Source organism: Streptomyces anulatus, from assembly GCF_000721175.1.
In the GTDB taxonomy this organism is placed as follows: Bacteria; Actinomycetota; Actinomycetes; order Streptomycetales; family Streptomycetaceae; genus Streptomyces; species Streptomyces anulatus_C.
In genome coordinates, this window is the sequence record NZ_JOEZ01000005.1 from 14,076 (window position 1) to 34,528 (window position 20,453).

General features: G+C 68.9%; 21 protein-coding genes and 4 tRNA genes. 8 read left to right on the forward strand and 17 right to left on the reverse strand.

Annotated elements, in window-relative coordinates; genetic code table 11:
* Positions 1-87 precede the first annotated feature (87 nt).
* The 9 genes from rpoB to IG90_RS0106565 form a co-directional block, all read right to left on the reverse strand.
* The gene (gene rpoB, locus IG90_RS0106525) at positions 88-3,573 is read right to left on the reverse strand and encodes a DNA-directed RNA polymerase subunit beta (RefSeq protein ID WP_030578911.1); all 3,486 of its coding nucleotides are present in this window, start codon (positions 3,571-3,573) and stop codon (positions 88-90) included.
* A 640-nt stretch (positions 3,574-4,213) separates the two neighbouring features.
* On the reverse strand, positions 4,214-4,597 hold the full coding sequence (gene rplL / locus IG90_RS0106530) for a 50S ribosomal protein L7/L12 (RefSeq protein WP_030578913.1): 384 nt from the start codon (positions 4,595-4,597) through the stop codon (positions 4,214-4,216).
* Between the two features lie 84 nt (positions 4,598-4,681).
* Positions 4,682-5,239: a 50S ribosomal protein L10 gene (gene rplJ / locus IG90_RS0106535; RefSeq protein ID WP_003966997.1), complete on the reverse strand. Its 558-nt coding sequence runs from the start codon at positions 5,237-5,239 to the stop codon at positions 4,682-4,684.
* Between the two features lie 273 nt (positions 5,240-5,512).
* Positions 5,513-6,427, reverse strand: a complete 915-nt coding sequence (locus IG90_RS0106540; RefSeq protein WP_030578915.1) for an SCO4651 family lipoprotein — start codon at positions 6,425-6,427, stop codon at positions 5,513-5,515.
* A 170-nt stretch (positions 6,428-6,597) separates the two neighbouring features.
* The gene (rplA, locus tag IG90_RS0106545) at positions 6,598-7,320 is read right to left on the reverse strand and encodes a 50S ribosomal protein L1 (protein WP_007445923.1); all 723 of its coding nucleotides are present in this window, start codon (positions 7,318-7,320) and stop codon (positions 6,598-6,600) included.
* A gap of 79 nt (positions 7,321-7,399) precedes the next feature.
* Positions 7,400-7,834, reverse strand: a complete 435-nt coding sequence (rplK, locus tag IG90_RS0106550; protein WP_010058817.1) for a 50S ribosomal protein L11 — start codon at positions 7,832-7,834, stop codon at positions 7,400-7,402.
* Positions 7,835-8,010: 176 nt separating this feature from the next.
* Positions 8,011-8,913, reverse strand: coding sequence for a transcription termination/antitermination protein NusG (nusG, locus tag IG90_RS0106555; RefSeq protein WP_030578918.1), 903 nt, complete (start codon positions 8,911-8,913; stop codon positions 8,011-8,013).
* A gap of 73 nt (positions 8,914-8,986) precedes the next feature.
* The gene (secE, locus tag IG90_RS0106560; protein ID WP_030578921.1) at positions 8,987-9,274 is read right to left on the reverse strand and encodes a preprotein translocase subunit SecE; all 288 of its coding nucleotides are present in this window, start codon (positions 9,272-9,274) and stop codon (positions 8,987-8,989) included.
* A gap of 106 nt (positions 9,275-9,380) precedes the next feature.
* A tRNA-Trp gene (locus IG90_RS0106565) sits at positions 9,381-9,453 on the reverse strand.
* A 212-nt stretch (positions 9,454-9,665) separates the two neighbouring features.
* On the opposite strand from IG90_RS0106565, the gene IG90_RS0106570 reads away from it, so the two are divergent.
* Complete coding sequence (locus IG90_RS0106570; protein WP_030578924.1) at positions 9,666-10,892, forward strand: pyridoxal phosphate-dependent aminotransferase; 1,227 nt, start codon at positions 9,666-9,668, stop codon at positions 10,890-10,892.
* A 135-nt stretch (positions 10,893-11,027) separates the two neighbouring features.
* Complete coding sequence (locus IG90_RS0106575; RefSeq protein WP_030578928.1) at positions 11,028-12,041, forward strand: adenosine deaminase; 1,014 nt, start codon at positions 11,028-11,030, stop codon at positions 12,039-12,041.
* Here IG90_RS0106575 and IG90_RS0106580 read toward each other — a convergent pair.
* Entirely contained in the window at positions 12,034-12,645 is a 612-nt protein-coding gene (locus tag IG90_RS0106580; RefSeq protein ID WP_030578931.1) for a TetR/AcrR family transcriptional regulator, read from the reverse strand. The genes IG90_RS0106575 and IG90_RS0106580 overlap by 8 nt on opposite strands.
* Positions 12,646-12,743: 98 nt before the next feature.
* On the opposite strand from IG90_RS0106580, the gene IG90_RS0106585 reads away from it, so the two are divergent.
* Entirely contained in the window at positions 12,744-13,379 is a 636-nt protein-coding gene (locus tag IG90_RS0106585) for an NAD(P)-dependent oxidoreductase (protein ID WP_030578934.1), read from the forward strand.
* A gap of 12 nt (positions 13,380-13,391) precedes the next feature.
* Here the strand turns inward: IG90_RS0106585 and IG90_RS0106590 are convergent, their stop codons facing one another.
* The 6 genes from IG90_RS0106590 to IG90_RS0106615 all read right to left on the reverse strand — a co-directional run bounded on the left by IG90_RS0106590 (position 13,392) and on the right by IG90_RS0106615 (position 15,985).
* Positions 13,392-14,447: a UDP-N-acetylmuramate dehydrogenase gene (locus IG90_RS0106590; RefSeq protein WP_030578937.1), complete on the reverse strand. Its 1,056-nt coding sequence runs from the start codon at positions 14,445-14,447 to the stop codon at positions 13,392-13,394.
* A 97-nt stretch (positions 14,448-14,544) separates the two neighbouring features.
* Positions 14,545-14,973 (reverse strand): MaoC family dehydratase, encoded by a 429-nt coding sequence (locus IG90_RS0106595; protein ID WP_030578940.1) that lies wholly within the window; start codon positions 14,971-14,973, stop codon positions 14,545-14,547.
* On the reverse strand, positions 14,973-15,425 hold the full coding sequence (locus tag IG90_RS0106600) for a MaoC family dehydratase N-terminal domain-containing protein (RefSeq protein ID WP_030578943.1): 453 nt from the start codon (positions 15,423-15,425) through the stop codon (positions 14,973-14,975). Before IG90_RS0106600 ends, IG90_RS0106595 begins: the two co-directional genes overlap by 1 nt.
* Positions 15,426-15,540: 115 nt before the next feature.
* On the reverse strand, positions 15,541-15,705 hold the full coding sequence (gene rpmG, locus IG90_RS0106605; RefSeq protein ID WP_003956487.1) for a 50S ribosomal protein L33: 165 nt from the start codon (positions 15,703-15,705) through the stop codon (positions 15,541-15,543).
* An 88-nt stretch (positions 15,706-15,793) separates the two neighbouring features.
* Positions 15,794-15,866, reverse strand: a tRNA-Met gene (locus tag IG90_RS0106610).
* Between the two features lie 46 nt (positions 15,867-15,912).
* A tRNA-Thr gene (locus IG90_RS0106615) sits at positions 15,913-15,985 on the reverse strand.
* 254 nt (positions 15,986-16,239) lie between these two features.
* Here IG90_RS0106615 and IG90_RS0106620 point away from each other — a divergent pair.
* Both IG90_RS0106620 and IG90_RS0106625 read left to right on the forward strand, forming a co-directional pair.
* Positions 16,240-17,535, forward strand: coding sequence for an amidohydrolase family protein (locus IG90_RS0106620; protein ID WP_030578946.1), 1,296 nt, complete (start codon positions 16,240-16,242; stop codon positions 17,533-17,535).
* A gap of 34 nt (positions 17,536-17,569) precedes the next feature.
* Positions 17,570-18,226 (forward strand): SDR family oxidoreductase, encoded by a 657-nt coding sequence (locus tag IG90_RS0106625; protein WP_030578950.1) that lies wholly within the window; start codon positions 17,570-17,572, stop codon positions 18,224-18,226.
* A gap of 61 nt (positions 18,227-18,287) precedes the next feature.
* Here the strand turns inward: IG90_RS0106625 and IG90_RS0106630 are convergent.
* Positions 18,288-18,369 (reverse strand) — tRNA-Tyr (locus IG90_RS0106630).
* Between the two features lie 162 nt (positions 18,370-18,531).
* On the opposite strand from IG90_RS0106630, the gene IG90_RS0106635 reads away from it, so the two are divergent.
* From IG90_RS0106635 to IG90_RS0106645, 3 genes are all read left to right on the forward strand, one after another.
* Positions 18,532-19,020, forward strand: a complete 489-nt coding sequence (locus IG90_RS0106635; RefSeq protein WP_006126857.1) for a YajQ family cyclic di-GMP-binding protein — start codon at positions 18,532-18,534, stop codon at positions 19,018-19,020.
* 210 nt (positions 19,021-19,230) lie between these two features.
* Positions 19,231-19,746, forward strand: a complete 516-nt coding sequence (locus IG90_RS0106640) for a methylated-DNA--[protein]-cysteine S-methyltransferase (RefSeq protein ID WP_030578955.1) — start codon at positions 19,231-19,233, stop codon at positions 19,744-19,746.
* Between the two features lie 57 nt (positions 19,747-19,803).
* The gene (locus tag IG90_RS0106645; protein WP_233435943.1) at positions 19,804-20,445 is read left to right on the forward strand and encodes an alpha-ketoglutarate-dependent dioxygenase AlkB family protein; all 642 of its coding nucleotides are present in this window, start codon (positions 19,804-19,806) and stop codon (positions 20,443-20,445) included.
* The last annotated feature ends 8 nt before the right edge of the window (positions 20,446-20,453 follow it).

Consider the following 20,453-nt stretch of genomic DNA (forward strand, 5'->3'; position numbering starts at 1 on the left):
CCCTCTTTCGGGGTCTCGTCTCAATCAATGGTCTGAACGGGTCCGGGGAGGGCCGGCCGCCTCGGGATGAGGCGGCCGGCCGGCCCGTCAGACCTCTTCGACGCTGCTCGGCTCGCGCCGGGACAGGTCGATACCGAGTTCCTCCGCCGCGCGGAAGACGTCCTCGTCCGTGTCGCGCATCTCGATGGACATGCCGTCCGAGGACAGCACCTCCACGTTGAGGCAGAGCGACTGCATTTCCTTGATGAGCACCTTGAAGGACTCGGGAATGCCGGGCTCGGGGATGTTCTCGCCCTTGACGATGGCCTCGTAGACCTTCACGCGGCCGGTCACGTCGTCGGACTTGATCGTCAGGAGCTCCTGGAGGGCGTATGCGGCGCCGTAAGCCTCAAGGGCCCACACCTCCATCTCACCGAAGCGCTGACCACCGAACTGTGCCTTACCACCCAGCGGCTGCTGGGTGATCATGGAGTACGGGCCGGTCGAACGCGCGTGGAGCTTGTCGTCGACCAGGTGGTGCAGCTTGAGGATGTACATGAACCCGACCGAGACCGGCTCCGGGAACGGCTCGCCGGAGCGGCCGTCGTACAGCTGGGCCTTGCCGGAGGGCTGCACCAGGCGGTCGCCGTCGCGGTTGGGGATCGTGGCCTGGAAGAGGCCGGTGATCTCGTCCTCGCGCGCACCGTCGAAGACGGGCGTGGCGACGTTGGTGCCGGGGGCGACCTGGTCGGCGCCGATGGACTGCAGGCGCTTGGCCCACTCGTCACCGAGGCCGGAGACGTCCCAGCCGCGGCTGGCGAGCCAGCCGAGGTGGATCTCCAGGACCTGTCCCGGGTTCATTCGGGACGGGACACCCAGCGGGTTGAGGATGATGTCGACCGGGGTGCCGTCCTCCAGGAACGGCATGTCCTCGATCGGCAGGATCTTCGAGATGACGCCCTTGTTGCCGTGACGGCCGGCGAGCTTGTCACCGTCGGTGATCTTGCGCTTCTGCGCGACGTAGACGCGGACCAGCTGGTTCACGCCCGGCGGCAGCTCGTCGCCCTCTTCGCGGTCGAAGACGCGGACGCCGATGACCTTGCCGATCTCACCGTGCGGCACCTTCAGCGAGGTGTCGCGCACCTCTCGCGCCTTCTCACCGAAGATCGCGCGGAGCAGACGCTCCTCGGGGGTCAGCTCGGTCTCGCCCTTGGGCGTGACCTTGCCGACGAGGATGTCGCCGGCGACGACCTCGGCACCGATCCGGATGATGCCGCGCTCGTCGAGGTCGGCGAGGACCTCTTCGGAGACGTTCGGGATGTCCCGGGTGATCTCCTCCGGGCCGAGCTTGGTGTCACGGGCGTCGACCTCGTGCTCCTCGATGTGGATCGAGGAGAGGACGTCGTCCTGCACGAGGCGCTGCGACAGGATGATCGCGTCCTCGTAGTTGTGACCCTCCCACGGCATGAACGCCACGAGCAGGTTCTTGCCGAGGGCCATCTCACCGTTCTCGGTGGCCGGTCCGTCGGCGAGCACCTGGTCGGCCACGATCCGGTCGCCCTCGGAGACGACGACCTTCTGGTTGACCGAGGTGCCCTGGTTGGAGCGCATGAACTTGGCGATGCGGTACGTGGTGTACGTGCCGTCGTCGTTCGTGACGGTGATGTAGTCCGCGGAGACCTCCTGGACCACACCGTCCTTCTCCGCCTTGAGGACGTCACCGGCGTCGGTGGCGCAGCGGTACTCCATGCCGGTGCCGACGAGCGGGGCCTCGGACTTGATGAGCGGCACCGCCTGCCGCATCATGTTCGCGCCCATGAGGGCACGGTTGGCGTCGTCGTGCTCCAGGAACGGGATCATCGCGGTGGCGACGGACACCATCTGGCGCGGCGAGACGTCCATGTAGTCGACGTCCGTGCCGGGCACGTAGTCGACCTCTCCGCCACGACGGCGGACCAGGACGCGGGGCTCGGTGAAGCGCAGCTCTTCGGAGAGCGTCGCGTTCGCCTGGGCGATGACGAAGCGGTCCTCCTCGTCGGCCGTGATGTAGTCGACGTCATCGGTGACCTGACCGTCGACGACCTTGCGGTACGGCGTCTCGATGAAGCCGAACGCGTTGACGCGGCCGTACGAGGCGAGCGAACCGATCAGACCGATGTTCGGGCCTTCGGGGGTCTCGATCGGGCACATGCGTCCGTAGTGGGACGGGTGCACGTCTCGGACCTCGAAGCCGGCCCGCTCACGGGAGAGACCACCCGGGCCAAGAGCCGACAGGCGGCGCTTGTGGGTGAGACCCGACAGCGGGTTGTTCTGGTCCATGAACTGCGACAGCTGGCTGGTGCCGAAGAACTCCTTGATGGAGGCGACGACCGGCCGGATGTTGATCAGGGTCTGCGGCGTGATCGCCTCGACGTCCTGCGTGGTCATGCGCTCACGCACGACGCGCTCCATCCGCGCCAGGCCCGTACGGACCTGGTTCTGGATGAGCTCGCCGACGTTGCGCAGACGACGGTTGCCGAAGTGGTCGATGTCGTCGGTCTCGACGACGATCTCCCGGCCGGACTCACCGGTCGTCTCGGTCTCACCGGCGTGCAGCTTGACCAGGTACTTGATGGTCGCGATGACGTCGTCGCTGGTGAGCACCCCGGCGTCCAGCGGCTCATCGGCGCCGAGCTTCTTGTTCACCTTGTAGCGGCCGACCTTCGCGAGGTCGTAGCGCTTCGGGTTGAAGTAGAGGTTCTCGAGCAGCGTCTGAGCGGCCTCGCGCGTCGGCGGCTCGCCGGGACGCAGCTTGCGGTAGATGTCGAGCAGTGCGTCGTCCTGGCCCTGGGTGTGGTCCTTCTCCAGGGTGGCGCGCATCGACTCGTACTCGCCGAACTCCTCCAGGATCTGCTCGGTGCTCCAGCCGAGAGCCTTGAGGAGGACGGTGACGGACTGCTTGCGCTTGCGGTCGATGCGGACACCGACCATGTCACGCTTGTCGATCTCCATCTCCAGCCAGGCACCCCGGGAGGGGATGATCTTGGCGGAGAAGATGTCCTTGTCGGACGTCTTGTCGATGGAGGAGTCGAAGTAGACACCCGGCGAGCGGACCAGCTGCGACACGACGACACGCTCGGTGCCGTTGATGACGAAGGTGCCCTTGTTGGTCATGAGCGGGAAGTCGCCCATGAAGACCGTCTGGGACTTGATCTCGCCGGTCTCGTTGTTGGTGAACTCGGCCGTGACGAAGAGCGGCGCGGCGAACGTGAAGTCGCGCTCCTTGCACTCTTCGATCGAGTTCTTCGGGGGCTCGAAGCGGTGGTCGCGGAACGTAAGCGACATCGACCCGGAGAAGTCCTCGATCGGTGAGATCTCCTCGAAGATCTCCTCCAGGCCGGACTTGGTGGGGACGTCTTGTCCACTGTCCAGAGCAGCCTCGACGCGAGCCTTCCAGGCGGCGTTACCGAGGAGCCAGTCAAAGCTCTCGGTCTGCAGCGCGAGGAGGTTCGGAACCTCGAGGGGCTCCTTGATCTTTGCAAAGGAGATGCGCAGCGGGGCGGTGCTGGCACCGTTGTTCGTATTCGCGGTCGAGGCGTTGCGCGAGGCGGCCAAGAGGGGGTCCTTCCGAGGGCTCGGACTCACTACGCGCGTACCGGTCCCACTCTGGCCACAGAGACAGACCGTTCCGAATCGGTCGCAATACGACCAGGTCGGAGGGGGTCGGTCATCGGTGCTTCAGCGTGGGCATGCCCCTGGTGACGGGCAGGAGGCAGCTAACAGGCAGCGCAAAGGGTCAGTGTAGCCAAGCGGCACACTGATGTCCAGTCGGGGTTCTCAGAGACCCACGTTGCTCTCAACAGCTGTTCTCAACACCTATGTCTAGCCCTAGCCCTCGCGCGGGGTGCGCTCTTCTTTACTGCCCTCTTCACTCTCGATCCATGCCTCGGATACGGATCGAAGTGATGACGCGTCCTGAGAATTGCGCGCCGCGTCCGGTTCGTCAAGGCCCGCCGGTCCGATCGGACCTCCAGGCGTCCTCACCAGCCACCCCCGTGGTGCCCGCAGGGCGCCTCTGAGCGGCCCGCGAGAGACGCACGGCGAAGATCACCCTACTCGTCGTCGGCGGAAGAGCAAGGCACCCGCCACGGGCACGCCGAAGGGCGACCACCCGGATGGGTGATCGCCCTTCGGTGAGGAGATGTCACCGCCTTACGGCGGGGACTGCCTCGGGAGAGTCAGAGGACTCTCGAAGTCACTTGACCTCGACGGAAGCGCCGGCGCCCTTGAGGGACTCGGCAGCCTTCTCGGCGGCCTCCTTGGCGACCTTCTCGAGGACCGGCTTCGGGGCGCCGTCGACGAGGTCCTTGGCCTCCTTCAGACCCAGCGAGGTCAGCTCACGCACGACCTTGATGACCTGGATCTTCTTCTCGCCGGCACCGGTGAGGATGACGTCGAACTCGTCCTGCTCGGCCTCGGCCTCGGCCGGGGCGCCGCCCTGGGCGGGACCGGCGACGGCGACGGCCGCGGCGGCGGTGACGTCGAACTTCTCCTCGAAGGCCTTCACGAACTCGGAGAGCTCGATGAGGGTCATCTCTTCGAACTGCGCGAGCAGGTCGTCCTGGGACAGCTTCGCCATGATAGGCGTCCTTCCACTATTCGGCAGGTGCCGGATGTATATGTCGGCGGGCGTACGTGGAGCCCGCTGGACCGCTGAGCGAAATTACTCGGCGGCCTCGGCGGGAGCCGGAGTACCGGCACCGCCCTGCTCTTCCTTCTTGGCACGAAGAGCTTCCGCGGTGCGGACGAACTTCGACGGCAGGGCCTGGAAGACCTGCGCCGCCTGCGTCTGCTTGCCCTTGAAAGCACCGGCCAGCTTGGAGAGCAGAACCTCGCGGGACTCGAGGTCCGCGAGCTTCTTGATCTCATCGGCGGACAGCGCCTTACCGTCAAGGACACCGCCCTTGATGATGAGGTTGGGGTTGTCCTTGGCGAAGTCACGAAGACCCTTCGCCGACTCCACCGGGTCACCGGTGACGAAGGCAACCGCCGTCGGACCCGAGAACAGGTCGTCCAGCGTGTCGATCCCGGCCTCGTTGGCCGCAATCTTGGTCAGCGTGTTCTTCACCACGGCGTACTGGGCGTTCTCACCGAGCGAACGGCGCAGCTCCTTGAGCTGTGCCACGGTGAGACCCCGGTACTCGGTCAGCACGGCGGCGTTCGAGCTGCGGAACTGGTCCGTCAGCTCGGCTACCGCGGCAGCCTTGTCGGGCCTTGCCATGAGCGTCGGCCTCCTTCCGGGTGATGAGGACCGCTCAGAAGGGGCCGGGAAAGACGAAACGCCCCAGCACAAGTGCCAGGGCGCGGCTCGACCGAACTGAGTCCGGGAGCGTTCCACAGTCACCTGCGCAGGTCGTCCGATCTAGCGGAACCTTCGGTCACCGTCCCTCTGACGAGGCACGGCGACGACCAGCGGTCTTTGGCTTCTTGGTGAGACTACGCGACCGGATGCGGGACGGGCAAATCCGTCCCCGATCGTCCCTTGCGGGAGGTGTCAGGAGGTGCCGCCCGGGGTACCGCCCTGCTTCAGCAGCTCCTTGAAGTCCACGGTGTCCGAGGCCGCCGGCTTCTCGGAGGGGACCTCGGTGCCGTAGTCGCTGTAGAAGAGCGTCGAGTTGAACGCGCCGGTCTTCATCTCGCCGCGCTCGGTCTTCTTCACCAGCAGGTCGTTCTCGTCGACCCAGATGTCGACGGTCTGGGTGGTCACCCCGGCCAGCGCGAGCTGCTCCTTGAACGCGGCCAGCTGCTTCGCGTCCAGGTTGCTGTTCTTCGCGGTCAGCTCGGCCACGTCGACCGTGCCGGAGTAGTGCGTCGCGGGGACCCCGCGGACGTCCTCCTGTCCGACCTTCTTCACATCGCCGGAGGCCAGGAGCGACTTCACCCCCTGCTCGGGCGTGCTGTTCTGGATCTGGTCCTTCATGACGTCGCCGGAGGCGCCGCCCAGCTCGGCGAGGTCCTTGTAGGAATACCGGATCCAGTGCTTCCCGCCGGTGTTGGCCGCCATGGCGTCGCCCATGTTGGCGTAGTACTCGTCCTTGAAGTAGCGGGCCTGGACCGATCCGTCACCGCCGGCCTTCTTCAGGGCGTCGCCCATGGTGCCGCCGGTGTACGTGATGGTCAGCGCGCCGGAGAGGCCGTCGGCCCAGCCGATGGCCCCGGACTGCTTCATGGACATGGCGCTGCCCATCTCGGTGGTGCCCTCGACCTTCGCGGACTGGGCGCCGCCGGTCTTCTGCTGCACCTGCTTCAGCGCGGCCACAGGGCTCGCCTTGGAGACGGAGCCCGCCTTGTCCTTGCCGGAGCCGCTGGAGCTCCCCGAACCGTCGGAGCCACTGCAGGCCGCCATCGACGTCAGTGCCGCCGCCGCGGCCAGAGCCGTACCCATGCGTCGTGCCGTGCTCGTCCTCATGTACCCGTCCACCCCTCGTATCGTCCGTCGTCCCCCGCACAACAGTGGCACAGGGCACTGACAGACATTGCTGCTTACGGATACGAGGACGGGCCCCGCACCTCGAAAGGTTGCGGGGCCCGTTCACACAGAGCACGCGTACGACGCGGCTACCGGGTGAGCACAGCGGCTCAGACGGAGGCCGGGTCCTCCTCGACGAGGAGGTTGCGGGTGCGGTTGGCGTCCAGCGGGATGCCGGGGCCCATCGTGGTGGCCAGCGTGGCCTTCTTGATGTAGCGGCCCTTGGCGGCGGACGGCTTCAGACGGAGGATCTCGTCCAGCGCCGCTGCGTAGTTCTCCACCAGCTTGGTCTCGTCGAACGAGGTCTTGCCGATGATGAAGTGCAGGTTCGAGTGCTTGTCGACGCGGAACTCGATCTTGCCGCCCTTGATGTCGTTGACAGCCTTCACGACGTCGGGGGTGACGGTGCCGGTCTTCGGGTTCGGCATCAGACCACGCGGACCGAGCACGCGGCCCAGGCGGCCGACCTTGCCCATGAGGTCCGGGGTCGCGACGACGGCGTCGAAGTCCAGACGGCCCTTCGCCACCTCGTCGATGAGCTCGTCGGCGCCGACGATGTCGGCTCCGGCGGCTTCCGCGGCCGCTGCACGGTCACCGGTCGCGAAGACCAGGACCCGGGCGGTCTTGCCGGTGCCGTGCGGGAGGTTCACGGTGCCGCGGACCATCTGGTCGGCCTTGCGCGGGTCGACACCCAGGGCAAAGGCGACCTCGACGGTGCTGTCGAACTTCGTGGAGGCGGTGTCCTTGGCGATACGGACGGCCTCGAGCGGGGCGTAGTTGCGCTCCCGGTCGATCTTGGCGTCCGCAGCGCGGAGGTTCTTGCTGCGCTTCACTTCTACTCCTGTGGTTTCAGAGTGTGGAGTCGTGGTGCGGACCAGCGCTTGGTCCTACCACTGGGGTTACGGGGCTGAATCAGCCTTCGACCGTGATGCCCATGGAGCGGGCGGTGCCGGCAATGATCTTCGACGCGGCGTCGAGGTCATTGGCGTTCAGGTCGGGGAGCTTCGTCGTGGCGATCTCGCGGACCTGGGCAGCCGTCAGCTTGGCGACCTTGGTCTTGTGCGGCTCGCCGGAGCCCTTGTCCACACCCGCGGCCTTGAGGATCAGCTTGGCGGCCGGCGGAGTCTTCGTGATGAAGGTGAAGGAGCGGTCCTCGTAGACCGTGATCTCCACCGGCACGACCATGCCACGCTGCGACTCGGTCGCGGCGTTGTAGGCCTTGCAGAACTCCATGATGTTGACGCCGTGCTGACCGAGCGCGGGGCCGACCGGCGGGGCCGGGTTCGCCGCACCGGCGTTGATCTGGAGCTTGATAAGCCCCGTGACCTTCTTCTTCTTGGGAGGCATTGCTCTCTCCGGGTCCTATGAGAGTGTTTCGCCGCCGATTCCGGTCATCCGGATGGAGGCATACCGCACAACGATAACGGGTATAGCTGTGCGACCAAAAACCCAGCAGGTCAGAGCGGCTGCGAAGCCCCTCTGACCTGCTGGGTAGGCATGTGTCCAGAAACCGGCGGGAAGTGCTAGTTCTTCTGGATCTGGTCGAAGCTGAGCTCGACCGGGGTCTCGCGGCCGAAGATCTCGACGAGGCCCTTGACCTTCTTCGAGTCGGCGTTGATCTCGTTGATCGTGGCCTGCAGCGTGGCGAACGGGCCGTCGGTGACGGTGACCGAGTCGCCGACCTCGAAGTCCAGCACCTGGACCTCGACCTTGCGGGACGGAGCCGGCTTGCCCTCGGCCTCGGCGGCCTCGCGGGCGGCCTTCTCCTCGGCCTCCGGGGCGAGCATCTTGACGATCTCGTCCAGGGTCAGCGGGTACGGGTCGTAGGCGTTGCCCACGAAGCCGGTGACGCCCGGCGTGTTCCGCACGACGCCCCAGGACTCGTTCGTCAGGTCCATGCGCACCAGCACGTAGCCGGGGAGCTTGTTCTGCCGGACGTTCTTGCGCTCGCCGTTCTTGATCTGGACGATTTCCTCTTCAGGCACCTCGGCCTGATAGACGAACTCCTCCACGTTCAGCGAGACGGCGCGCTGTTCCAGGTTGGCCTTCACGCGCTTCTCGTAACCGGCGTACGTGTGGATGACGTACCACTCGCCGGGGAGAGTGCGGAGCTCCTCGCGCAGGGCGGTGACGGGGTCGACGGGGGCGGCCGGCTCGGCCTCTTCCTCGTCGGCGCTCTCGTCGTCGGCCTCGGCCTCGACCGCCTCGGCGGCCTCTTCCTCGACGGCTTCGGCGGCTGCTGCGTCTTCGTCGGCCTCGACGTTCACAGCGTCCTGCTCGGCGGGCTTGCCCGCGGCGAGGTCGGCGGCCTCGGCCTGGTCCGGGTCCACGGAGTCAGCAGCCTCAACGATGTCGAGCTCGTCCTTGGCGGACTCGAAGGCGCCAGCCTCGGGCTCGACGGCGTCGTTCAGGTTCGGGTCAGACACGATGGCTGCTTCTTCCTGGATACAAAGGGTGGAACGTGCGAAAGGGGCGCCGGGTCGGACGCCTTCCGCGAGATCAGCCGAAGACGTACTTGATGACCCGGGCGAAGCCCATGTCAAGAACGGTAACAAGACCGATCATGATGACGACGAACACGATCACCACGGAGGTGTACGTCGTCAGCTGGCTACGCGTCGGCCAGACAACCTTACGGAGTTCGGCGACGATCTGGCGGTAGAACAGCGCGAGACGGCCCAGAGGGCCCTTCTTGCCGCGCTTGCCGCCCTTCCGGGTCTTCTTCTTCGACTCGGGAGCTTCATCCTCAGCATCAGGCATGTCGATGGAGCCCACGGCGTCCGTCACGCTACTCACCTGATTCCGGGTCGTGGCCGTGCCGCGCCCGGTGGAGCCGCACGGCTGTGCAATGAAGTACGTACATGCGCACACATCCTGGCGAAGGAGTGTGTAGCAGGGCCGGAGGGACTTGAACCCCCAACCGCTGGTTTTGGAGACCAGTGCTCTACCAATTGAGCTACGACCCTTTGTGGTTTCCACCAACCTACCGCATCTTTCCCGGTGACCGGGTGCGGAGACGGTGCGGCTGGTGAAGGCCAACGACAGGTGAGTGTACGTGTTCAGGGCCGCCGCGTCGAACAGACAACAACCGACCGGTCCTGTCCGGATGCCGTCCAGGTCCTGTCCGGTCCCTGAAACCCCTGTGCCGACGGCTTTCGCGGTCTGGGAGCATGGGGCCATGAGCGCTGCAACTTCACCGTCCGAGCGCCGGGTTTCCGCCCGCATCGGTGCGATCTCCGAGTCCGCGACCCTCGCCGTCGACGCCAAGGCCAAGGCCCTCAAGGCAGCCGGGCGTCCGGTGATCGGCTTCGGGGCCGGCGAGCCCGACTTCCCGACGCCCGACTACATCGTCGACGCCGCGGTCGAGGCCTGCCGCAACCCGAAGTACCACCGCTACACCCCGGCCGGCGGGCTCCCCGAGCTCAAGGCCGCCATCGCAGAGAAGACGCTGCGCGACTCCGGCTACGAGGTCGACGCCGCCCAGATCCTGGTGACCAACGGCGGCAAGCAGGCCATCTACGAGGCCTTCGCCGCGATCCTCGACCCGGGCGACGAGGTCATCGTCCCCGCCCCCTACTGGACCACCTACCCCGAGTCGATCCGGCTCGCCGGCGGTGTCCCGGTCGAGGTCGTCGCCGACGAGACCACCGGCTACCGGGTCTCCGTCGAGCAGTTGGAGGCCGCGCGTACCGAGAAGACCAAGGTCGTCCTGTTCGTCTCGCCGTCCAACCCGACCGGCGCCGTCTACAGCGAGGCCGACGCCGAGGCCATCGGCCGCTGGGCCGTCGAGCACGGCCTGTGGGTGATGACCGACGAGATCTACGAGCACCTCGTCTACGGCGACGCGACGTTCACCTCGCTCCCGGCGATCGTCCCCGAGCTGCGCGACAAGTGCATCGTCGTCAACGGCGTCGCCAAGACGTACGCGATGACCGGCTGGCGGGTGGGCTGGATCATCGGCCCGAAGGACGTGGTGAAGGCCGCGACCAACCTCCAGTCGCACGCCACGTCCAACGTCTCCAACGTCGCCCAGATCGCCGCGCTCGCGGCCGTCTCCGGCCCGCTGGACGCCGTCGCCGAGATGCGCACCGCCTTCGACCGCCGCCGCCGGCTCATCGTGCGGATGCTCAACGAGATCGACGGCGTGTTCTGCCCGGAGCCCGAGGGCGCGTTCTACGCCTACCCCACGGTGAAGGACCTGCTCGGCAAGGAGATCCGCGGCAAGCGCCCGGCCACCACCGTCGAGCTGGCCGCCCTGATCCTGGACGAGGCCGAGGTCGCCGTCGTACCCGGCGAGGCCTTCGGCACCCCGGGGTATCTGCGCCTGTCGTACGCCCTGGGCGACGACGACCTCATCGAGGGCGTCTCGCGGATCCAGAAGCTGCTGGGCGAGGCCAAGGCCTGACCGTCACGGAAGCTGCTCACGAAGAGTGCCCCGGCCGCTGGAATCCCCACCGGCCGGGGCACTTTTTTGTTCGAGCCCCCCTCCGTAGGGGAAAGCGGCTACCGCTCAGGCCCGCCCGTGCGGCAGGATCTTCCGATGGAGCGTGATGTACGTCTGTTGCCCAAGGCCCACCTGCACCTGCACTTCACCGGGTCGATGCGGCCCACCACCCTGCTCGAACTCGCCGACAAGTACGGGGTCCATCTCCCGGACGCCCTGACCGGCGGTGAGCCGCCCAAGCTGCGGGCGACCGATGAGCGGGGCTGGTTCCGCTTCCAGCGGCTCTACGACATCGCCCGGTCGTGTCTGCGGTCCCCGGAGGACATTCACCGCCTGGTGCGCGAGAGCGCCCAGGAGGATGTCGCGGACGGCTCCGGCTGGCTGGAGATCCAGGTCGACCCCACCTCGTACGCCCCGCTGCTCGGCGGGCTGATCCCGGCCATCGAGATCATCCTCGACGCCGTGGACAGCGCCGCCCGGGACACCGGCCTGGGCATACGCGTCGTGATCGCCGCGAACCGGATGAAGCACCCGCTGGACGCCCGGACCCTGGCACGCCTGGCCGTGCGGTACGCCGACCGGGGGGTGGTCGGGTTCGGGCTCTCGAACGACGAGCGGCGCGGCATGGCCCGCGACTTCGACCGGGCCTTCGCCATCGCCCGGGAGGGCGGCCTGCTGGCGGCCCCGCACGGCGGGGAGCTCGCGGGCGCCGCCAGCGTGCGCGACTGCCTGGACGACCTGGACGCCTCGCGCATCGGCCACGGGGTCCGGGCGGCCGAGGATCCCCGGCTGCTGGCGCGGCTGGCCGAGCGCCAGGTGACGTGTGAGGTCTGCCCGTCCTCCAATGTGGCGCTCGGCGTGTACGAGAAGGCCGCGGACGTACCCCTGCGCACCTTGTTCGACGCGGGTGTGCCGATGGCGCTGGGCGCGGACGACCCGCTGCTGTTCGGCTCGCGTCTTGCCGCGCAGTACGACCTGGTCCGCCGCGACCACGGCTTCACCGACGCGGAGCTGGCCGAGCTGGCCCGCCAGTCGGTGCGCGGATCGGCGGCCCCCGTCGACGTACGGGAGAAGCTGCTGTCCGGGATCGACGACTGGCTGGCTAGCTGAGCCCGGAGGGCTGCGGGCCGATCCCGCCCAGCAGCGTCCGGGCGAGTGAGGCGGCGAAGTCGTCCAGGGACTGCGGGGGCATGCCGCCGGGGAGCGAGGTGTAGGCGAAGGCCCGCTGGGCGCAGGCGCCCAGCAGCAGGGAGGCGGCGGCGTAGGTGTCCACGTCGGCCCGGACCCGACCCGCACCCTGTTCGGCGCGGAGGTAGGCGTCGAGCTGCTGGATCGGCCGTTGGGGCCCGGTTCCCAGCTCCTGCATGCCCTGCTCGTGGCGGCTCTTGAGCTGGGGCTCGGCGTACAGCGACGCGGCCATGGGGAAGGTCTGCTCGTAGAACAGGGCGGCCTGTCGGGCGACGTCGGTGAGGTTGCCCTCCACGCTGCCCTCGCCGGCGGTCAGGTCGCCGAGCAGGTTCCCGAGCCGGGGCAGCCGCTCCGCGAGAACGGTGACGAACAGCTCCTCCTTGCCGGTGAAGTACTTGTAGAGCGCCGCCTCCGAGCAGCCGGCCGCCTTGGCGATCTCCTTGGTGGTGGTCCGGGCGAGGCCGATGGAGAGCATCAGCCGGTGCGCCGCGTCGACGATCCGGACACGGGCGGGCTTCTGGTCCATGCGTGCTCCAACGGGCCGTGACCCGGAAATCTTGACGACCGGGCGGGAAACCACCCATCCTAGAGGTTAGTGAACACTCACCCACCGAGGGGTGCATGATGAGAATCACCGTCTTCGGAGCGACAGGCGGCATCGGCAGGGAGATCGCCGGTCAGGCGATCGCGGCGGGCCACGAGGTGACGGTCGTGGTCCGGGACCCGGACCGGCTCCCGGAGCCGCTGGATCGCGCGGCGCCGCACGCAGTCGTGCGGCTGGACGATCCGTCGGCGGTGCGGGCGGCGGTGGCGGGGCGGGACGCGGTGCTCTCGGGGCTGGGTGCGCGCGGCCGGAAGCCGAACGGCGTCGCCGAGCGGCTCACCGGGAAGATCCTGACGGCGATGGAGGCCGAGGGAGCGCGGCGGCTGCTGGTGGTGAGCGCCGCGCCGGTCGGGCCGCAGCCGGAGGACGATCCGCTGGTCGACCGGCTGATGCGCAAGGCGGTCGGGGCGGTCCTGGCGGAGGTGTACGCCGATCTCGCCCGGATGGAGGCGGCGTTGGCCCGCAGCGCCACGGACTGGACCGCGGTGCGTCCGCCGAGACTGACGGACGGGCCGCGTACGGGTGCCTACCGGCGGGTCGTGGGCGGTACGCCACGCAGCGGCCGGACCATCTCCCGGGCGGATGTGGCGCACGCGATGCTCGCGTTGATCGACGACCCGGCGACCGTGCAGCAGGGCGTGGGCGTCGCGTACTGACCGCGGACGTTGCTACAGGCTGACGCCGACCGTCACCGGCTCGTTGACCAGGGTGACGCCGAAGGCCGCGTGGACCCCGGCGACGACCTCGCGGGCCAGGGCGAGCAGGTCCTCGGTGGTGGCCGCGCCCCGGTTGGTGAGGGCGAGGGTGTGCTTTGTGGAGATCCGGGCGGGGCCGTTGCCGTAGCCCTTGGTGAATCCGGCCCGGTCGATCAGCCAGGCCGCCGAGGTCTTGGTGCGGCCGTCCTCGGCGGGGAAGGCGGGGGGCGTCACGTCCGGGCCGAGGTGCTCGCGGACCCGGGTGAGGAAGTCCTGGAACGCGGCCGGTTCGAGGATCGGGTTGGTGAAGAAGGACCCCGCCGACCAGGTGTCGTGGTCCTCCGGGTCCAGCACCATGCCCTTGCCGGCGCGCAGCCGCAGCACGGTCTCGCGGGCGGCCGGCAGCGGGACGCGGTCGCCCTGTTCGACGCCCATGGACCTGGCCGTTTCGGGGTACTTGAGGGGCGCGGAAAGCCCGGCCGCCTCTTCCAGCTCGAAACGGACACGCAGCACCACGAAGCGGTCGGGTTCGGACTTGAAGCGGCTGTGACGGTACGAGAACGCGCACTCCGTGTTCGGAATGGTCACGGTCTCCTGAGTGTGCCGGTCGTAGGCGACGACCTCCGTGATGGTGGAGGACACCTCCTGTCCGTACGCGCCGACGTTCTGGATGGGTGTCGCGCCCGCGGATCCGGGGATGCCCGCCAGGCACTCGATGCCCGCGAGGCCCGCCGCGACGGTCCGGGCGACGGCGTCGGTCCACACCTCACCGGCCGCCAGCTCCAGGGACGTACCCGAGAGCGCGAAGCCCTTCGTGGCGATCCGCAGCGCGGTGCCGTCGAAGCCCTTGTCCCCGATGACCAGGTTGGAGCCGCCACCGATCACCAGCAGCGGGGTGCCGCTCGCGTCGGCCTCGCGCACGGCGGCGATCACCTCGGCGTCGGTCGTGGCGGTCAGCAGCCGGGCGGCGGGGCCGCCGAGCCGGAAGGTGGTCAGGGGGGCGAGGGGGGCGTCGTGGAGTTCCTGCACGGGGACAAGAGTACGGTCCGTGGCCCCGCCGCTCGTGCGGGGCCACGGACCGTACGCCGGAGTCCGGCGGCCGGGACGGCCACCGCGCCGGTACGTCTCAGGCGAGCCGGACCACGGCCCGGGACATCCCCAGCACCTTCTTGCCGTCGCACATGGCGACCAGGTCCACCCGGACCAGGTTGTCGTCCAGCTTCGCCGCGACCTTGCCGCTGACCTCGATCAGCGCGCCCTTGTCGTCGTCGGGCACGACGACCGGCTTCGTGAAGCGCACCCCGTAGTCGACGACCGCGCCCGGGTCGCCGGCCCAGTCCGTGACCACCCGGATCGCCTCGGCCATGGTGAACATGCCGTGTGCGATCACATCCGGCAGCCCGACCTCGCGCGCGAACCTCTCGTTCCAGTGGATGGGGTTGAAGTCACCGGAGGCGCCCGCGTACTGCACGAGCGTGGCCCGCGTCACCGGGAACGACTGCGCCGGCAGTTCCGTCCCGGCCTCGACCGACCCGTAAGAGACCTTCGCCGTCATCACGCCTCCTCGGCAGCGCGCGCCACCAGCTTCATCAACGTCGTGACCACCAGTTCGCCGGCCTCGTCGTGCACATCCCCGCGGACGTCCAGGATGTCGTTGCCCGCGAGGGACTTGATGCCCTCGATCGTCGAGGTGACCGTCAGCCGGTCCCCCGCCCGCACCGGACGCACGTACGAGAACTTCTGGTCCCCGTGGACGACCCGGCTGTAGTCCAGGCCCAACTGCGGGTCCTGCACGACCTCTCCGGCGGCCCGGTAGGTGATCGAGAAGACGAACGTGGGCGGCGCGATCACATCGGCGTGACCGAGCGCACGGGCCGCCTCCGCATCGACGTACGCCGGATGGGTGTCGCCCACCGCCTCGGCGAACTCGCGGATCTTCTCCCGGCCGACCTCGTACGCCGGAGTGGGCGGATAGGTCCGCCCCACGAAGGACTGGTCGAGCGCCATGAGCTCGCAACCTCCTGATGAAAGACGAATAAGGGCACGCCCCCGTGCGGGGAACAACCCCATACAACGACACGAGGCCGCCCCCAAAGGGGACGGCCTCGTGTACGAGCCTGATTCAGCGCGTTTCGCGGTGCGCGGTGTGCGAGTTGCAGCGCGGGCAGTGCTTCTTCATCTCAAGACGGTCCGGGTTGTTACGCCGGTTCTTCTTGGTGATGTAGTTCCGCTCCTTGCACTCCACGCAGGCCAGCGTGATCTTCGGGCGGACGTCGGTGGCAGCCACGTGAGTGCTCCTTGGACGGACGGTGGACGGATGAACGCATGAAAGGGTAGCCGATCGAAGGACCGACCCAGCAATCGGCTACCGTTAGTAGCGGTGACCGGACTTGAACCGGTGACACAGCGATTATGAGCCGCTTGCTCTACCGACTGAGCTACACCGCTTTGATGAATGAGTCACCCCGCCGAAGCGGGGCTTCCCGATCACCAGAGCCCCAATGCGGAATCGAACCGCAGACCTTCTCCTTACCATGGAGACGCTCTACCGACTGAGCTATTGGGGCGAGCGATGAAGACATTACACGGTCCCCCACCGGTTGCCCAAATCCGTTTGTTCCGCACGCTCCGGCCCCCTCCCCGGGGCCACCCACACCCCCTGATCAGGCCTTGATCCAGCCCGTGTCCGACTCCGGACCGGGCCCGGCCGACCACCGACGCAGGCGCACCGGTACGACTATTCCGCTCCTCCCGGACGACGCCCCCGCACGCCCCTAGGGTGTGGTCACTCCGTGTGATCTCGCACCCTCCCAGGAGCGCGATGCCTGACAGCCAGCCACGGCGGCCCGACGACAACGCGCCCGACAGCGCCGACGCGGCCACCACCGCCGACACCCCCGCCCTCGTCCTCAGCGGCGCCCGCCTCGCCGACGGCCGGGCCGTCGACGTACGCCTGAGCGGCAGCCGGATCGAGGCCGTCGGCACCGCGGGCAGCCTCACCGCCCGCGGCCCCCGCATCGACCTCCGGGGCTATCTCCTGCTCCCCGCCCCGGCCGAAGCCCACGCCCACAGCGACACCGCCCTCACCGCGGACAGCGCGGGCCCCGACAGCCCGGGCCCCGCCTCCCACCACGCCGAGGACATCCAGCGCCGCGCCACCGAGGCCGCGCTCCTCCAGCTCGGCCACGGCGCCACCGCCCTGCGCACCCATGTCCGCGTCGGCGACGTCCAGGGCCTCGTCCCCCTCGAAGCCGTCCTGCAGACCCGGCGCGCCCTGCGCGGCCTCGCCGAGGTCATGCCCGTCGCGGTACCCCGGCTCCTCACCGGCATCGCCGGAGCGGACGGCCTCGCGATGCTCAGGGACGCGGTGAAGATGGGCGCGGCCGCCGTCGGCGGCCGCCCCGACCTCGACCCGGACCCAACGGGCTACACCGAAGCCGTCCTGGAGATCGCCGCCGAGCACGGCTGCCCCGTGGACCTGCACACCGACGGCGACGACCCCGGCCGCCTGGCACGGCTCGCCGCGATGGCCGCCGGCCTGCGTCCCGGTGTCACCCTCGGCCCCTGCGCCGGCCTGGCCCATCTGCCCCTGGACACCGCCACCCGCGCCGCCGACCAGCTCGCCGCCGCCGGGATCACCGTGGTCTGTCTGCCCCAGGGCGGCTGCGCCGGTGCGGAGCGCCGTACGACCGCCCCCGTACGCCTTCTGCGCTCCGCCGGCGTGCGGGTCGCGGCGGGCAGCGGCGCGCTGCGGGACACGGCCAATCCGGTCGGCCGCGGCGATCCGCTCGAAGCCGCCTATCTCCTCGCATCGCAGGCCGGGCTACGCGCCGAACAGGCGTACGCCTTGGTCTCCACGACCGCCCGTGCGGCCCTCGGCCTTCCTGACGTACGCGTCGAGGCGGGCTTCCCCGCCGAACTCCTCGCGGTACGCGGCGAACGGCTCTCCGCGGTGCTCTCACTCGCCTACAGCCGCATCGTCATCCACCGGGGCCGGATCGTCGCCCGCACCAGCGCCGTGCGTGAGTACTGCGACTCCGACTCCGACGCCACCACCGGCCTCGGCGGCCTTCCGCGCCAAGGACGACCCGACTCCGCTTCCGGGCCCAGGAACTGAGCGGGAGCCCGTCCGCGGGCGTACGGTCGGAGGTATGCGCATTGTCATCGCAGGTGGACACGGACAGATCGCACTGCGGCTGGAGCGGCTGCTCGCCGCACGCGGGGATGAAGCCGTAGGGATCATCCGCAACCCCCAACAGAGTCAGGACCTGACCGAAGCCGGCGCCCAACCCGCCGTGCTGGACCTCGAATCGGCCACCGTGGAGCAGACCGCGGAGGTGCTGCGCGGCGCGGACGCGGCCGTCTTCGCGGCGGGCGCGGGGCCGAACAGCGGTACCGCCCGCAAGGACACCGTCGACCGCGACGCGGCCGTGCTGTTCGCCGACGCGGCCGAGGCGGCGGGCGTCCGCCGCTACCTCGTCGTCTCCTCGATGGGCGCCGACCCCGACCACCCAGGCGACGAGGTCTTCGACGCGTACCTGCGGGCCAAGGGCGCCGCCGACGCCGACGTACGTTCCCGCACCGCGCTGGACTGGACGATCCTGCGCCCCGGCATGCTGACCAACGACGCGGGCACCGGGCAGGTCCTCCTGGCCGCCTCGACGGGCCGTGGCCCGATCCCCCGCGACGATGTGGCGGCCACGCTGCTGGAACTGCTGGACACCCCGGCGACGGCCGGTCTCACCCTCGAAGCGATCTCCGGGAACGTGCCGGTGATGGTGGCCGTGAAGGACGTCGCGGGCAACTGATCCGCGCCCGGACAACGAAGAAGCCCCCGACCGGAAGAACTGGTCGGGGGCTTCGCTCGCGTGGCGGCGCCAGGGTTCGAACCTGGGTAGGCTGAGCCGGCAGATTTACAGTCTGCTCCCTTTGGCCACTCGGGCACACCGCCTCGAACGACGCGTTGGATCTCGTGATGAGCTCCTTGGCGACGACGTAAACAATACCTGATGGCCAGGGGTGCTCCGCCACCTGATTGATCAGCGGCCGGAGGAGGCGGTGGTGGCTAGGCTTGCGCTGTATCCCCAGCATTCGACGCAAGGAGCCACACGTCATGGCCGACTCCAGTTTCGACATCGTCTCGAAGGTCGAGCGGCAGGAGGTCGACAACGCCCTCAACCAGGCCGCCAAGGAGATCTCCCAGCGTTACGACTTCAAGGGCACGGGCGCCTCGATCTCGTGGTCGGGCGAGAAGATCCTGATGGAGGCGAACGGCGAGGAGCGCGTCAAGGCCATCCTCGACATCTTCCAGTCCAAGCTGATCAAGCGCGGCATCTCGCTGAAGTCGCTGGACGCCGGTGAGCCGCAGCTCTCCGGCAAGGAGTACAAGATCTTCGCCACGATCGAGGAAGGCATCTCCCAGGACAACGCCAAGAAGGTGGCGAAGATCATCCGCGACGAGGGCCCGAAGGGCGTCAAGGCGCAGGTCCAGGGTGACGAGCTGCGGGTCAGCTCGAAGAGCCGGGACGACCTGCAGGCCGTGCAGGCGCTGCTGAAGGGGCAGGACTTCGACTTCGCGGTGCAGTTCGTGAACTACCGGTGATCAACTGCTGCGATCCGCACGGGCGTTGCCTGATCGCTTGAGCCGAGCTGAACCGAGTTGAGCACAAGGGGGCACACCGCCGAGGCCGACCTCGACGGCGTGCCTCCTCGTGTCTCCGGCCCGGGGCGCGGGGGCGATGTCCGAATACCGCCGGTGACAGTGCGGCACGTGGGCGCAGACTGGCGGTACGGACCGGGAGAGTGAGCAGGCATGACGACGACGGTGTACGCGCGGGTGGAGAGCCCGTTGGGCGAGTTGTTGCTGGTCGGTGAAGCGGCGCCGGACGCGACCGGAGGCACCGGCGTCCGGCTGCTCTCGCTGTCGATGCCCGGTCAGAAGGGCGGCGCGGTCGTCCAGGACGGCTGGCGGTACGCCCCTGAGGCGTTCGCGGGGGTCGCCCGGCAGTTGGAGGCGTACTTCGCGGGGCGCTCGACGCGGTTCGACGTGCCGTTGGCCGAGGGGACGGGCACGGAGTTCCAGCGGCGGGTCTGGGCGGTGCTTGAGTCGATCCCGTACGGAAGCACGGCGTCGTACGGGGAGGTCGCGGCAGAGGTCGGAGCCTCGGGCGCGGGGGTGCGGGCCGTGGGCACGGCGATCGGGCGCAATCCGTTGCTGGTCGTGCGGCCGTGCCACCGGGTGATCGGGGCGGACGGGGCGCTGCGGGGGTACGCGGGCGGGCTGGAGCGGAAGAAGCTGCTGCTGGGGATCGAGGGCGGGGCGGGCTGAGCCGTGACGCATGGGCTCCCGCCGTCCTCGGACGGTCTGTTCCGGCGGCCGCGGAGGGTGGTCGCGCCGGGTGCCGTCCACGTGCCGGAGTGGCTGTCGCTGGAGCGGCGGGCGGAGTTGGTGGCGGCGTGCCGTCGGTGGGCGCGGGGGCCGGTCCCGTTGCGGCACACGGTGCTGCCGGGCGGCGGGGTGATGTCGGTGCGGACGGTGTGCCTGGGGTGGCACTGGCAGCCGTACCGCTACGCCCGTACGGCGGATGATGTGAACGGCGCCCGGGTGGCCGCGTTCCCGGAGTGGCTGGGCGCTCTGGGGCGGGCGGCGGTGGCCGAGGCGTACGGGGACGAGGAGGCGGCGGAGGCGTTCGCGCCGGATACCGCGCTGATCAACTTCTATGACGACGCCGCGCGGATGGGGATGCATCAGGACAAGGAGGAGCGGTCGAGCGCTCCTGTGGTGTCGTTGAGCATCGGTGCGACGTGTGTGTTCCGCTTCGGGAACACGGAGGGGCGTGGACAGCCTTACACGGATGTGGAGTTGGCGTCCGGGGATCTGTTCGTCTTCGGCGGGCCGTCGCGTTTCGCGTTCCACGGGGTGCCGAAGGTGTGTCCGGGACCGGCCGACCCGGCCGCCGGGCTGCGGGCCGGCCGGTTGAACCTGACGTTGCGGGAGACCGGGATGGCATCACGGGACGCACGGTAGGGCGGTGT